Annotated in this window: 1 protein-coding gene; it reads left to right on the forward strand. The window is 51.4% G+C overall.

The genetic code is table 11. The features are described 5' to 3' along the window. On the forward strand, window positions 1-368 hold a 368-nt coding region (locus AB4585_RS29460), incomplete at both ends, for an aminotransferase class III-fold pyridoxal phosphate-dependent enzyme (protein ID WP_372172382.1).

The following is a 368-nucleotide window of genomic DNA, read 5'->3' on the forward strand; positions in this document are numbered from 1 at the left end:
GTATTACCGTTGAGCAAAGCATGCAGGCACTGGAAGATTTGTTTAGCTGCGATATCGAGCCTTCACGTGTTGCTGCGATTATTTTTGAGCCAGTGCAAGGCGAGGGTGGTTTTTACAAAGCGCCGGCCGAGTTTGCACAGGCACTGCGTCAGCTATGTGACAAACACGGCATTGCACTGATTGCCGATGAAATTCAAACGGGCTTTGCGCGTACAGGTAAGATGTTCGCAACAGAGCACTTGGGCATTGAACCGGATATGATGACCTTAGCTAAGGGCATTGCAGGCGGTTTCCCTATCTCTGCTGTTGTGGGTAAGTCTGAAATCATGGATGCGGCGCAACCGGGCGGTTTAGGCGGCACGTATGCA

This window comes from Vibrio sp. 10N.222.49.C9, assembly GCF_041474985.1.
Lineage (GTDB): Bacteria > Pseudomonadota > Gammaproteobacteria > Enterobacterales > Vibrionaceae > Vibrio > Vibrio crassostreae_C.